The 12953-nt window shown below is 49.3% G+C and carries 11 protein-coding genes; 8 read left to right on the top strand and 3 right to left on the bottom strand.

Going from position 1 to position 12953, the window contains the following annotated elements:
• The first annotated feature begins 38 nt into the window (after window positions 1–38).
• From ACFOET_RS09260 to ACFOET_RS09250, 3 genes are all read left to right on the top strand, one after another.
• Entirely contained in the window at window positions 39–2774 is a 2736-nt protein-coding gene (locus ACFOET_RS09260; protein ID WP_379021852.1) for a M14 family metallopeptidase, read from the top strand.
• Between the two features lie 286 nt (window positions 2775–3060).
• Window positions 3061–3525, top strand: a complete 465-nt coding sequence (locus ACFOET_RS09255; protein WP_379021850.1) for a Sec-independent protein translocase subunit TatA/TatB — start codon at window positions 3061–3063, stop codon at window positions 3523–3525.
• Between the two features lie 26 nt (window positions 3526–3551).
• Entirely contained in the window at window positions 3552–5822 is a 2271-nt protein-coding gene (locus ACFOET_RS09250; protein WP_379021848.1) for a Tex family protein, read from the top strand.
• A 55-nt stretch (window positions 5823–5877) separates the two neighbouring features.
• Here ACFOET_RS09250 and cysM read toward each other — a convergent pair whose 3' ends face one another.
• Together cysM and ACFOET_RS09240 are read right to left on the bottom strand one after the other, a co-directional pair.
• Window positions 5878–6750, bottom strand: a complete 873-nt coding sequence (gene cysM, locus ACFOET_RS09245; RefSeq protein WP_379021846.1) for a cysteine synthase CysM — start codon at window positions 6748–6750, stop codon at window positions 5878–5880.
• Between the two features lie 3 nt (window positions 6751–6753).
• On the bottom strand, window positions 6754–7566 hold the full coding sequence (locus ACFOET_RS09240; protein WP_379021844.1) for a serine O-acetyltransferase: 813 nt from the start codon (window positions 7564–7566) through the stop codon (window positions 6754–6756).
• Between the two features lie 189 nt (window positions 7567–7755).
• Here ACFOET_RS09240 and fabG point away from each other — a divergent pair, with 189 nt between their 5' ends.
• Window positions 7756–8499 carry a 3-oxoacyl-[acyl-carrier-protein] reductase gene (gene fabG / locus ACFOET_RS09235; RefSeq protein ID WP_379021842.1) on the top strand — a complete coding sequence of 248 codons (744 nt, stop codon included), beginning with the start codon at window positions 7756–7758 and terminating at the stop codon, window positions 8497–8499.
• Between the two features lie 9 nt (window positions 8500–8508).
• On the top strand, window positions 8509–9489 hold the full coding sequence (locus ACFOET_RS09230; protein WP_379021840.1) for an acyl transferase: 981 nt from the start codon (window positions 8509–8511) through the stop codon (window positions 9487–9489).
• Window positions 9490–9565: 76 nt separating this feature from the next.
• Here the strand turns inward: ACFOET_RS09230 and ACFOET_RS09225 are convergent, their stop codons facing one another.
• Window positions 9566–9904: a DUF3276 family protein gene (locus ACFOET_RS09225; RefSeq protein WP_379021839.1), complete on the bottom strand. Its 339-nt coding sequence runs from the start codon at window positions 9902–9904 to the stop codon at window positions 9566–9568.
• A gap of 337 nt (window positions 9905–10241) precedes the next feature.
• Here ACFOET_RS09225 and ACFOET_RS09220 point away from each other — a divergent pair, with 337 nt between their 5' ends.
• Genes ACFOET_RS09220 through ACFOET_RS09210 form a run of 3 tightly spaced genes read left to right on the top strand, consistent with a single transcriptional unit; the run spans window position 10242 to window position 12948 of the window.
• A complete protein-coding gene (locus tag ACFOET_RS09220) occupies window positions 10242–11120 on the top strand; it encodes a LiaF transmembrane domain-containing protein (RefSeq protein WP_379021837.1) in 879 nt (292 codons plus the stop codon).
• A 44-nt stretch (window positions 11121–11164) separates the two neighbouring features.
• On the top strand, window positions 11165–12208 hold the full coding sequence (locus ACFOET_RS09215) for a sensor histidine kinase (protein WP_379021834.1): 1044 nt from the start codon (window positions 11165–11167) through the stop codon (window positions 12206–12208).
• Window positions 12205–12948 (top strand): LytR/AlgR family response regulator transcription factor, encoded by a 744-nt coding sequence (locus ACFOET_RS09210; RefSeq protein WP_379021832.1) that lies wholly within the window; start codon window positions 12205–12207, stop codon window positions 12946–12948. The genes ACFOET_RS09215 and ACFOET_RS09210 overlap by 4 nt, the downstream gene beginning before the upstream one ends.
• The last annotated feature ends 5 nt before the right edge of the window (window positions 12949–12953 follow it).

The following is a 12953-nucleotide window of genomic DNA, read 5'->3' as shown; positions in this document are numbered from 1 at the left end:
CAACTCGGTTGGCGCTAACGGTTATTAATAAACGAATTATGCGCTCTCATCAAACTTCTATGATTATGGTGCTGGCTTTGGTTCTGTTTACTGCACAGGCCACGGCACAGGGAATTCCCTCGCCCAAAGAACACTTCGGTTTCAACATCGGCGACGACTATACACTCGCTAACTACACAGAAACTGAATTGTATTTCAAAAAGGTGGCGGCCGCATCAGATAGGGTTAAAATGGAATTCGCCGGAAAGACTTCCGAAGGGCGAAACCAGTATTTGATTATGGTCTCCTCACCGGATAATCTAGTAAACATCGACAGCTTTAAGACCATTTCCCAAAAACTTGCCCGTGCGGAAATTGCGGAAACCGAGGCCCGCAAATTAGCTGCTATCGGAAAACCTGTGGTATGGATAGACGGCGGATTACATTCCACGGAAACAGTGGCGACGCAACAGCTTATCGAAACGTTTTACCAATTGGTAAGCCGTGATGATGGCGAAACAAGGCACATTCTTGATGATGTGATCATCCTCCTGTTTCATTGCAACCCGGATGGTCACGAACTGGTCTCCAACTGGTATATGCAACACGACGACACGGCTAAACGGGCAAAGAACATTCCGGTTATGTACCACAAGTATGCAGGGCACGACAACAACCGGGATTTTTATATGAACAACCTGGTGGAGAGTGCCACCATATCACACCTCCAATATATTGAGTGGATGCCTCAGATCATCTATAACCACCACCAATCGGGGCCTCCGGGGAGCATCGTTGCCGGCCCGCCGTATCGGGATCCCTTCAACTATGTGTTTGATCCCTTGCTTATCTCCGGAATCGACGGTGTAGCCGCAGCCATGATAAATCGCCTGCATACCGAAGGAAAGCCCGGCTACACACGGCTTAGCGGGTCCGTGTTTTCCACATGGTGGAACGGTGGCCTTCGCACGACTCCCTACTACCACAACAGCATCGGCATACTTACCGAAGTCGTGGGTGACCCTACTCCTATGTCCATACCGCTGATACCTGATCGGTTGGTGCCCAACAACGCTACTCCGAATCCCATCACACCTAGATTATGGCGGTTCAGGGAGGCTATAGACTACTCCGTTTCATTAAATTATGCTATCCTAGATTATGCCAGACGCTTCGGTGACAAACTTCTGTACAATGCGTATCGCATGGGGCGCAACTCCATTGAGCGAGGAAGCCGGGACTATTGGACGTTGAAACCGAGTTATATTGATCGTATCAAGGCCTTATACGCGGCCGAAGGAACCCGAAACGAGTCCGGAAGCAGCCAGGCCAGGTTGCCTGTCAAATATTATAACGAGGTATTCAGTAATCCTGCTTTGCGCGACCCGCGGGGATTCGTCATCCCGGCGAACCAACCGGATTTCCCCAGAGCGGTGCACTTTATTAATGCTTTGATTAAGTCGGGCATACAGATTCATCAGGCTACCGCCGATTTCTCACTAAATGGCAAAAGGTACCCTGCAGGGTCTTACATCGTCAAAACGGCACAGGCATTCCGCCCGCATGTGATCGATATGTTTGAACCGCAAGATCACCCGAATGATTTTCAATATCCTGGCGGTCCCCCAGTACGGCCCTATGACGCCGCAGGCTGGACACTCGCGTTCCAGTTCGGGATTTCGTTTGACCGCATACTTGATGAATTCGACGGTCCATTTAAGGCGCTCCCTTACGGTGAAAGGCAAACGCCACCAAGCCAAACGGTCACGGAGTCGTCTGCCGGATACCTGCTGGACACAAGGGTCAATAATGCGTTTATCGCAGCCAATGATCTGCTTGCCGCTGGCATATATTTGTCACGGGTGACCGTACCTACAGCCGGGTTGCCCGCAGGCTCATTCTATGTGCCCGCAAAAGGGCATTGCATCCTTCGAAACGCAGCTGATACGTTAGGAATTGTTCCATTGGCGTTAGCTGAACCGCCGAAAGCGATGCAAAAGATCATACCGAGCCGGATTGCGCTATTTGACCACTATGGAGGATCCATGCCATCCGGATGGGCCAGGTGGTTGATGGAACAGTACCACTTTACAAATTTCACCGTGGTTTACCCGAAAGATATCGATGCAGGCAGGCTTAAAAACAAGTATGACATCATCCTTTTTATCGGAAGCGGCATCCCACCGGTCGAAGGATCCGGCCGGCAACGAAGCAACAGTCCATCTCCGGAGGAGATACCGACACAATACCACCATATGCTGGGCAACATCACCCGAGAGGCGTCCATCCCCCAGTTGAAAGCATTTCTGGACGCAGGTGGAAACATTCTCACCATCGGGAGCAGCACAGCCTTGGCTTACCACTTGGAATTACCCGTGCAAAACGCCCTTGTAGAACCCGATTCAAATGGACGCGAACGTTCCCTGCGTGGTGAAAACTTTTATGCACCCGGCAGTGTCCATCAGGTTTATGCCGATACGGCATCCCCCGCAGGTTGGGGTATGCCCGCGACGGTGAATGTCTTGTCCAGCAATAGCCCGGTGTTCAAATTCACCGGCAGCGCTGCTGCATCAGGACTAGTGAAGCTGGCGTGGTACGGTGAAGAGAATCCATTGCGCAGCGGGTGGATATGGGGACCTGAGTACCTCAAAAACGGAATAGTAGCCTTTACAGCTCCTGTCGGCAAGGGTACGTTTTACGCATTCGGCCCCGAAATTACATTCCGCGCGCAGCCCCATGGCACGTTTAAATGGCTGTTCAATCAATTATATGTACAAGATAACCGACACCGTTAAATGAGGCGCACTGGATGGGCGCAATAAAAAGGATACAGACACCGATTGCTTGTTCGCGCTAACGAGACTTGAAGTAGCTGGCAGCTGACTGGTATGTGCGCTATGGGGATCCTGAAAAGAGGCAACAATACCCAGGGACTGACTGCGAGGAACCGCTGAGAAGCGGCTGGTCTTGGGCGCAAAACGATCTTGCAGATGGTGTGATCGCAGGGCACTTTTTTTACCCTTCTCATGGATTTCACAAAATTAACCCCTACCTTAGCGGTTACAAAAATGGAGTATCGTTATGTTGAGTACAGTTTTGGCATTCTTGAACATCGGGACGAGTGAGATGATGCTCATCGTATTTGCGGCGTTGTTGCTATTCGGCGGCAAAAAACTACCTGAGTTAGCTAGGGGGCTTGGCCGGGGCATCCGGGAGTTTAAAGATGCCTCAGAAAGTATCAAACGGGATATCAGCGACCAGATAAATAATTTTGAAAAGGATTTGGACGTGAAAGACGTCATCGTGGAGGAAGAACCTAAGAAGCTGACTACAACGACGCCTTCGGCACCCGCTGGCACTTATGAACACAACCCTGGCAGGGAACCAGATTATTACGGCAGCCAGGGCCCCTACTACAATGACAGCTACCAAAATGCTGGTACACCTGCAACAAGCGTTGACCAAGAAAGCGACGATGGTGGCAACGAACAATCCCCAGATTCTTCATCGCGCACTGCAAGTGTAAGCGATGAAAAAAACGCTTAGTTAGCTCCAGGTTCACCTTCACCCGCATGAACTACGAAATACGCATTTCAAATGAGCTTGCTTTGTCTGCACGGCAGGTAAGCACGGTAATATCCCTTCTTGAGGAAGGCGCCACGATTCCGTTTATTTCTCGGTATCGCAAAGAGATAACGGGCAGCCTCGATGAGGTACAACTCACCGAAATTCGCGATCGGCTTCAGCAATTGCGCGAACTTGATAAACGCCGGGAGGCCATCCTCAAATCATTGGAAGAGCAGGGAAAGCTGACACCGGACCTGGAACAACAAGTGAACGAAGCTGAAACCATGGCCAGCCTCGAAGACGTCTATCTTCCATACAAGCCAAAACGCAAGACCCGGGCAAGCGTAGCACGCGAAAAGGGGTTGGAGCCACTAGCGCAGCTAATACTCGCACAAGACGGCACCGATATAAAGGAAGCCTCACAACGGTTCGTGGACAAGGACAAAGGAGTAGCCGACGGTGAAGAGGCTATCGCCGGCGCACGGGACATAATCGCCGAAACTATCGCTGAAGATGCGTTCATTAGGGCCCAGGCCCGGCAAGTCTTTATCGAAAAAGGGCATTTTGTATCCCGCGTTGTACCGGGAAAGGAAGAAGCTGCAATCAAGTATAAAGATTATTACGAATGGTCTGAGCCGCTGAAAACAGCCCCTTCCCACCGGGTACTGGCCATGCGCAGGGGTGAAAAAGAGGAAATGCTTTACCTCGATATTGACGTGCCAGAAAGCGAAGTACTTCCGATATTGGACAACGCGTATGTAAAAGGTTCAGGCGAGGCTAGTACTCAAGTTCGCTTGGCGATGCTGGATGGGTATAAGCGGCTGTTGAAACCATCGATGGAAACCGAAGTGCGCATGTTTACGCGCCAACGGGCTGACGAGGAAGCTATACGAGTTTTTGCCGAAAATGCCCGGCAGTTATTGCTTGCAGCGCCGATGGGCCAAAGACGGGTCATGGCTATCGACCCAGGATTCCGAACGGGCTGCAAAACAGTGTGCTTAGACGAGCAAGGATCGCTGCTCGAAAACACCACCATCTATCCGCATACTGGCGCTGCCAAGGCAGACGAGGCAGCCAAAACAGTCCGTCTTCTCGTTGATAAGCACCGCATACAGGCCATTGCAATCGGCAACGGTACCGCCGGCCGTGAAACCGAGGACTTCGTCCGTAAGTTGACGTTGACCGGCGTGATCATCGTCATGGTGAACGAAAGCGGCGCATCAATTTATTCTGCCTCCAATGTAGCCCGGGAAGAATTTCCCAATCAGGATGTGACGGTGCGCGGAGCGGTATCTATTGGTCGCAGACTGATGGACCCGTTGGCAGAACTGGTCAAGATAGATCCCAAATCCATTGGCGTGGGGCAATACCAACATGACGTCGACCAAACCAAGTTACAAACGGCATTAGACGACACGGTGGTCAGCTGTGTAAACGCCGTAGGCGTTGAACTGAATACGGCCTCCAAGCAAATCCTATCCTACGTATCCGGACTGGGCCCGTCGCTGGCGCAGCAAATCGTCAACTACCGGAATACACACGGCGCTTTCCGAAACCGTGAATCGCTCAAACGGGTGCCGCGGTTAGGTGAAAAAGCATTTGAGCAGGCCGCTGGCTTTTTGCGGATAAGGAATGCGGATAATCCGCTCGACGCTAGCGCTGTCCATCCTGAACGCTATCCCCTGGTCGAACAAATGGCCGCTGACCTCGGTTGCGGGGTAGTCGATTTGTTGCGCGACGAAAAGCTACGCAAGCAAATTGACCTGAAAAGGTACATCAGTGGAGATGTGGGTATACCAACCCTTCGGGATATCCTTGCCGAGCTGGCAAAACCGGGACGCGACCCGCGAGAACAATTCGAGCAGTTTTCGTTTACTGAAGGCGTAAACACCCTTTCTGACCTACGAATCGGCATGCGCTTACCCGGCATCGTTACTAATATTACAAATTTTGGTGCATTTGTCGATATTGGGGTGCATCAAGATGGGCTGGTACACCTGAGCCAGTTGGCTAACCGCTTTGTAAAAAACCCGAACGAGGTGGTAAAGGTGCAACAAAAGGTGATGGTGACCGTTACAGACATCGATGAAAAACGCAACAGAATCAGCCTTTCAATGAAGAACGAAGCGTCAGGTGACAAGCGTGTTGAGAGGAGCCCAGCAACTAGCGCCCCGAAAGCAGAAAAGTCGAACGACCGCAAGCAGAAACACCCCGTGCGAGGAGAAAGCGATATGGCCTCGAAGCTGGCCGCCCTGAAAAACAAGTTCGGCTCCTGATATAGAGATGGTGCCATCAGTTAGATCTGTGTTCGCCGCGCGGTTCTACAGGCGGTTACCCAAACAAATCGCTGGACAGGTAACGGTCTCCCCGATCACATGCAATAAAAACGATAAGACCTTTATCCATCTCCATTGCTAACCGCACGGCACATGCCAAGGCACCGCCCGTGCTCATGCCCACGAAAAGGCCCTCCTTCCGCGCCAACTGCCTCGTCATTTCCGTTGCGTCTTCATGCGAAACGTCCATGATACGGTCCACTCGGCTGGGATCATAGATTTTTGGAAGGTATTCCGGCGGCCAACGGCGGATGCCCGGAATTGATGATTCGTCTGTAGGCTGGCATCCTACAATCTGCACCGCAGGATTTCGCTCTTTTAAGAACATCGAGTTGCCCATAATACTGCCGGTCGTTCCCATAGCGCTGACGAAGTGGGTGATTTGCCCCTGTGTATCGCGCCAAATTTCAGGTCCGGTCGTCTTATAGTGGGCTAGGTAATTGTCCGGATTGGCAAATTGGTTGAGGATAAAGTAGTCATCCCGTTTCCCTTTTTCCTCCGCATAGTCCCGGCAAGTCTCGATGGAATCCAGCAACGTTACCGTAGCGCCAAGTGCTTCCATGGTGAGTGTACGCTCCCGCGTGGAACTAGCGGGCATAACCAATTCGATGTCCAAGTCGAAGATCCGAGCAATCATCGCCAAGGCGATTCCCGTATTGCCACTGGTCGCTTCAATGAGTTTCATACCGGGCTGGATATCCCCACGCTCCATGGCACTGCGGATCATATTCAGTGCTGCCCGGTCCTTAACACTTCCCCCGGGGTTGTTACCTTCCAATTTAGCGTACAGCTTAACCCTTGGGTTCGGATTGAGCCTAGCAATTTCCATCAAAGGGGTGTCCCCCACGCAATCGATTAAAGATTTCATGACTTAATGCGCTGTCTTTGAGTCTACAATCTTCATGGTAGGTTGGTGATATACCGTCGAATATGGCGGAATACTGGAAGTCAACCATACATTTCCCCCAATCACACTGTCATGGCCAATGACCGTATCGCCACCTAAAATAGTCGCCCCGGCGTAGATTACCACCCCGTCCTCAATGGTAGGATGCCGCTTCCGGTTTGCTAAAAATTTTTCGACACTCATCGCTCCTAAGGTTACACCTTGATATACCTTCACGTGATTGCCAATCACCGCCGTTTCGCCGATGACCACTCCAGTGCCGTGATCGATACAAAAATGCTCCCCGATAACTGCACCGGGATGAATATCAATACCGGTTTGTGAGTGCCCGAATTCGGTAAGAATCCTTGGCAATAAAGGCACCTCCAGTATGATCAGCGCATGTGCCAAGCGATACAAGGCGATAGCCAGAAATCCGGGATAAGTGCGAATGACCTCAAACTCACTTACCGCAGCGGGATCGCCTGAAAAGATCGCTGCCGCATCCGTGTACATTATTCGCCGCAATTCGGGAAGCGAGCCGAAAAATTGTTTGGCCACCAGTCCATTGTTACAATCTTCGCAGGCTTTCGTTCGGTTGAGGATGCCCACCAACTCCCGTTCTGAATGGACAAACTGCGCCTTCAGCTCAGCTACGGTCCGGTCCGGATGCGTCTGCCGCTCCGGGAATAGTAAGTCCAACAAGCCCAATGCCCATGCCGCGATAACATTGTTGGGCGGCACATTCATTATCCCCCGCTGTTTGTCATGGAGATGGTTAAGGAATGCATCGTTCATCGTTTGCTGTATTATATATTCAACTAAGGAAACAAATTATTCGCATGTTGGCAACTATATCGTTCGATTATTACAATAATTGAACTTATTTGTAACCAAGAAAGGCCAAACAGCACAAAAGCGATTACAGAATACCACGCATTTTAATTAAGTTTGCAGCAAAACCTTAATTGTATAGAACTAGCGAACATGAAGTTACTTGAAGGAAAAACGGCCCTGATCACTGGTGCATCCAAAGGGATTGGCCGAAAAATCGCCGAAAAATTTGCGGAACAAGGAGCAAGTGTGGCATTTACTTACCTGTCTTCTGTCGAAAAAGGCGAAGCCCTTGAAACAGAGCTGCAAGCGTATGGAACAAAGATAAAAGGATATCGCTCGGATGCCTCCAAGTATGACGAAGCTGAAAAACTCATCGATGATATCGTTTCCGAGTTCGGCACGGTAGACATTATTGTTAACAATGCTGGAATCACTAAAGACGGACTCTTGCTGCGTATGACCGAAGAGCAATGGGATGACGTGCTTGATATTAACCTAAAGTCGGTATTCAATGTCACCAAGGCTGCTTCCAAAATTATGATGAAAAAACGCAGTGGGGTATTTATAAATATGAGTTCAGTGGTAGGTATACAAGGCAATGCTGGGCAAGCCAATTACGCTGCGTCAAAAGCGGGAATCATCGGTTTCTCCAAATCCGTAGCCAAAGAATTAGGCTCAAGAAACATCCGTACCAACGTTATCGCCCCGGGTTTCATCCGCACGGAAATGACAGAAGTGCTTGATCCCAAGGTAGTGGAAAGTTGGGAACAAGGTATACCGCTAAAACGCGCAGGCCAGACCGACGATGTGGCCAATGCCTGCCTTTTCCTGGCATCCGACCTTTCATCCTACATCAATGGACAAGTGCTGTCGGTGTGCGGTGGAATGCTTTAAGATCGGCAGATGACATGGGCTGACCGCATAACTTCCATCAGCTCGCCTCAGGAATTCGAGGCGCATTGCTTGGACGTCTTTGCATTGCAAGCGCGTAATTGCACAGTGTATGCCAACTATTTGGCGTTGCTCAACGTTAAGGTGCATGATGTTGCCTGCGTCGCTGATATCCCTTTCTTGCCGATCGAATTTTTTAAAACGCAACAGGTCATCTCATCCGGCAAACCACCCCAGCTTGTGTTCAGCAGCTCTGGCACTACGGGCACCATACCAAGCAAGCACTATGTTGCTGATGTAGCTCTTTATGAGCGAAGTTTTCGTGCGGCATTCGAAAAGGCTTATGGCCCGCCCAGCAAACTGGCTGTATTAGCGCTCCTCCCCTCCTATTCCGAGCGGGAGGGTTCTTCGCTTATCTACATGGTCGACGATCTCATCCGGCAAAGCAAGCATCCAATGAGTGGGTATTTTCTGTACAATCATAGCCAGCTGTATGACACATTACAGCACCTGAAAGCCACCGATGTTAAAACGTTGCTCATCGGCGTCACCTATGCACTTCTGGATTTCGCGGAAAACTATCAGCTTGACTTTCCAGACCTGCTCGTCATGGAAACAGGCGGCATGAAAGGCCGGAGGCGCGAAATGGTCAGAGAAGAGGTGCACGAACGGCTATGTGAGGGGTTTAATGTCCAGTGTATTCACTCGGAATATGGCATGACTGAATTGTTATCTCAAGCTTATTCAGCGGGCGGCGGGCTATTCCAATGCCCACCATGGATGAAAGTGGTTATACGGGATACCAATGATCCGTTTAGTTTGCTGCCCATGGAGCGTACCGGCGCCATCAGCCTCATTGACTTAGCCAATGTTTTTTCTTGTTCATTCATTGCTACCCATGATTTGGGAAGGATACGACCCGATGGCCGCTTCGAGGTGTTGGGGCGCTTCGACCATAGCGATATAAGGGGGTGCAACCTGTTGGTGGGATAAATTGCATCAGCCTGCCCACAAAAAAAGCCTCACTGGGATGTAAGGCTCGTCATGATGTCTTTTGGCTTGTCGCGGATTAAAAGGAATAGTTGTCTTTAGACTCCACGTCTTCAGCAACTCCAACACCGTTGCCTTCGAATCCGGGTTCATAACGTTTTTCCACAACTTCCTGATGAGCCTTGATATAGCCTACCACGTCTTGTAGCCCTTCGGCAAACTTTTCAAAATCCTCTTTGTACAAGAATATCTTATGTTTGATGAATACGCCATCTTCAAATCGCTTTTTGCTTTCGGTGATGGTAATGTAGTAATCATTGGAACGGGTCGCCTTTACGTCGAAAAAATAAGTGCGCTTACCTGCCCTTACCTTTTTTGAAAAAACCTCTTCACGCTCCTTGTTGTCAAAATCTCCCATTGTTAAGCTTTTTATTTTATTCTCAGAATCGGGATAAATATAAAAGAATTTGGTTGATTAATGCAAATGTTTGCAATAAATTGTAAAAAAAATAATTTCAATACCGATAATTTTATTTTGGATGATGATGAGTAAAAATAGTTAACGCCACCTCTCCAGCGGTGAGAACACGGAAAGGGCAACCCTTTACGAGCTTCACCGGAATAAACCGGCAATTCACCGAAAAAAAGCCGAACATTACCTAATCGCTGTTGCATAACGCGTATATTCGGCATACCTTTGGATTGTATCTTTAGGACGACACGTTTAAATTAAGAATGTTAATCAGAGTGGCAATATGAATAGACATCATCATCGGACACCATGCGACACCAACTCGGGCAGGATGTGGGCGGGTATTATCATTGTATGCATAGGTGCGATACTGCTTGCGGGAAAACTAGGGCTCGGATGGCTTCTTCCAAACTGGCTATTCAGCTGGCGCAACATGTGGCCGATGATACTTATCGTCGTGGGCTTAATTGTTGGCGGCAACTCCAATTTCAGAAGCCCTGCATCCTATATCTTGCTTGGCTTGGGCACATTTTTCCTTGCAAAGAACATTACTCATTTCAACATCGGTCCGCTGCTTTGGCCTGCCATTATCATCTGCATCGGTCTGTGGCTTTTACTTGGAAAGGGGCGAACGGGGCCAGGTGCCCCAAGGCCAAGGGGCGGCGACAGCATGTCCCACAGGGAAGCTGGAGATTATGAATGGGATAAACGAGTAGCGGACAACAGTGGCACCGAAGAAACTAGCCCCGGATCTGGCGGGGCTACCGCATTTGATGAAACCACCACCGGCAACGGAGGCAGCTATGCTAATGCATTCACCCGCGACGATTACATCAAGTCAACTTCTGTTTTCAGCGACGTCAAGAAAACGGTAATTTCCAAGCGCTTTCAGGGGGGAGAGATTGTCAATATTTTCGGAGGTACCGATATAAACCTCATCCAAGCAGATATCCATCATCCCATCGTCATTGATGTGTTCCAGCTATTCGCCGGCATGAAAATTATCGTCCCGGCACACTGGAAAATCCAGTCGGAAGTCGTATCTGTATTTGGAGAAGTGGACGACAAACGTTTTATTCAAGGAGTATCCCAAGATGAACAGCAGGTCGTGTATATCAGGGGAACCTCGATTTTCGGGGGGATCACGATCAAAAATATTTGACCGATAAAAACAACTGCAATCACGACTAATAAACATTATCTTTTGTGAGCGCAACATCGTATACCTCATCCAAACAACGGCTGATAAACATCAGTTGCTTTATCATCTGGATTTCTTATGCGTTTATCCAGACCGCACTGCTATGGTGGTTTGATGTGGATTTCAACTTAGCGCTAAATGACAGTTTGGTGAGCGCTACGGTTATTACCCTATGTTGCTATGTTATTGCCAATGCACTCAACCACTATCTGCCACGCCGGAAGGGTTACGTCTACATTGTGATCTGGGGATTGGTGTTGGCTGCCATCAGCGTGTCAGCAGACCGATGGATCCTTCAATATATCATCCAGGAGCAAACTTACCTTGATCATATCGACATTTCGCTGCCGCTGCGGTTTTTTATCAATTCACTGCTGATCGCTTGGGTGGCTATCGTTAATATTCTTTGGAACATCCAGCAGGAATATAAGGAGAATGAACAACGGAAAGCCGATGCAGAGCGGCTAGCCCGGGAGGCCGAATTATACAACCTCCGCCAACAGTTGCAGCCCCATTTCCTCTTCAATAGCCTCAATTCCATCATTGCGCTCATTGGCCGGAAGCCAGATGAAGCAAGGAATATGACTTTCCAACTTTCGGATTTCCTCCGGGGAACACTGCGCAAGGATGACCAGCAACTCATCGCATTGAAAGATGAGTTGGAGCACCTCCAGCTTTATCTGGAAATCGAAAAAGTTCGTTTCGGCCATCGGCTTGAAACTCAGGTAACCTATGATGATGCGTGCCTAAACATGACATTGCCTGCTATGATCATGCAACCGTTGGTTGAAAACGCCATAAAATATGGCTTATACGACACCACCGAAAACGTTACGATCAGTGTTGTCTGCACATGCAGTGACCACCTACTCGAAATACAGATCGAAAACCCCTATGACAGCCAGAGTAATAAGCCAAGGAGAGGCACCGGCTTTGGGCTCCGAGGGGTACAGCGCCGGCTATTTCTGTTGTTCGGTCGTACCGATCTGTTGGAAACTAAAGCTACAACGCATATCTTTACCAGCATAATCAAGATCCCACAACTATGATTAAGGCTGTATTGGTTGATGACGAACCGTTGGCGCGGAGTATGGTAGCGGAATACTTAGAAAGCTATCCCCACGTAGCGGTGGTAGCCGAATGTAACGATGGGTTCGAAGGCGCCAAAGCTATTATGCATCACCAACCGGATGTTGTATTCCTGGATATCCAAATGCCAAAAATTAACGGTTTCGAGATGCTTGAGATCGTTGACAAACAACCTGCTGTGATTTTTACGACCGCATTCGATGAGTATGCGATCAAGGCATTTGAGCAACATGCGGTCGACTACTTGCTGAAACCCATTACCAAAGCCCGCTTTGATCAAGCGATGGCCAAACTCCTCGATGCCCATCAAGCGGAAACCGCTAAGGAAAATACCCGTAAATTGCTTGAGCAAGCGTCACACGCACCCGGTAGATTGGAGCGCGTGGTAGTCAAAACAGGAAGCAAAATCAACATCATACCAACAACAAGCATCGTTTGCCTGGAAGCAGACGACGATTATGTGAAAATACATACCGACGAAGGCACGTTCCTGAAAAACAAAACCATGGCCTCGTTTGAAGAACAGCTTGACCCTCAGCTGTTCGTCCGAGTTCACCGATCATTTATCGCCAAAATAGACCATATCGTCCGACTCGATCCCCATGAGAAAGATAGCCACATCGCCGTGCTGTCTGACGGCAGGCGGATCAGTGTAAGCAAAAGTGGCTATTCGCGTCTAAAACAATTATTAGGAATGTAAAGGGG

It is taken from the genome of Parapedobacter deserti (assembly GCF_042646065.1).
GTDB classification, from domain to species: domain Bacteria; phylum Bacteroidota; class Bacteroidia; order Sphingobacteriales; family Sphingobacteriaceae; genus Parapedobacter; species Parapedobacter deserti.
This window is presented reverse-complemented; position numbering and strand designations above follow the sequence as displayed.

What these genes read in the sequence shown, in the direction of transcription:
- fabG (WP_379021842.1), top strand. Translation starts at nt 7,756, where the DNA reads ATGAAGTTACTTGAAGGAAAAACGGCCCTGATCACTGGTGCATCCAAA.
- ACFOET_RS09225 (WP_379021839.1), bottom strand. Translation starts at nt 9,904, where the DNA reads ATGGGAGATTTTGACAACAAGGAGCGTGAAGAGGTTTTTTCAAAAAAG.
- ACFOET_RS09210 (WP_379021832.1), top strand. Translation starts at nt 12,205, where the DNA reads ATGATTAAGGCTGTATTGGTTGATGACGAACCGTTGGCGCGGAGTATG.
- ACFOET_RS09250 (WP_379021848.1), top strand. Translation starts at nt 3,552, where the DNA reads ATGAACTACGAAATACGCATTTCAAATGAGCTTGCTTTGTCTGCACGG.
- ACFOET_RS09240 (WP_379021844.1), bottom strand. Translation starts at nt 7,566, where the DNA reads ATGAACGATGCATTCCTTAACCATCTCCATGACAAACAGCGGGGGATA.
- ACFOET_RS09255 (WP_379021850.1), top strand. Translation starts at nt 3,061, where the DNA reads ATGTTGAGTACAGTTTTGGCATTCTTGAACATCGGGACGAGTGAGATG.
- ACFOET_RS09220 (WP_379021837.1), top strand. Translation starts at nt 10,242, where the DNA reads ATGAATAGACATCATCATCGGACACCATGCGACACCAACTCGGGCAGG.
- cysM (WP_379021846.1), bottom strand. Translation starts at nt 6,750, where the DNA reads ATGAAATCTTTAATCGATTGCGTGGGGGACACCCCTTTGATGGAAATT.
- ACFOET_RS09230 (WP_379021840.1), top strand. Translation starts at nt 8,509, where the DNA reads ATGACATGGGCTGACCGCATAACTTCCATCAGCTCGCCTCAGGAATTC.
- ACFOET_RS09260 (WP_379021852.1), top strand. Translation starts at nt 39, where the DNA reads ATGCGCTCTCATCAAACTTCTATGATTATGGTGCTGGCTTTGGTTCTG.